This window comes from Donghicola mangrovi, from assembly GCF_013377535.1.
Taxonomy (GTDB): domain Bacteria; phylum Pseudomonadota; class Alphaproteobacteria; order Rhodobacterales; family Rhodobacteraceae; genus Donghicola; species Donghicola mangrovi.
Map to the genome: position 1 here is coordinate 1 of NZ_JABCJE010000052.1, position 337 is coordinate 337.

Consider the following 337-nt stretch of genomic DNA (forward strand, 5'->3'; position numbering starts at 1 on the left):
TGAAATGAGAATGAGCCGCGAGACAATATCCGGACGTGTCGCTGCGATCTTGATCGCGGCCATTGCGCCGATCGAAAACCCGGCCAGAACTACCCCGCCATTGTCCGCAGTAATCGCTTTGCTATGCAACGCATTGGAAAACGCCATATCAACGTCTTCTGGGGCGTTAGCCAAAAGGTCTACCGCGACGATATCTACGTCGGGATTAGCCTTATGAAGCAAAGTGGCGTCGGCTTTGCTTCCGGGCATGCCGTGGCAAAAGAATACTGCCTCCATCCGCGCGGAACCCACCTTTGTACGTTGAATTGCTTCAAATTCTTGCACCTCAAAGGTGCAG

Annotated in this window: 1 protein-coding gene; it reads right to left on the reverse strand. The window is 53.1% G+C overall.

The features are described from left to right. Positions 1 to 337 (reverse strand): alpha/beta fold hydrolase (locus tag HJ536_RS20735; RefSeq protein ID WP_177159288.1); only part of this gene is annotated, 337 nt, incomplete at both ends.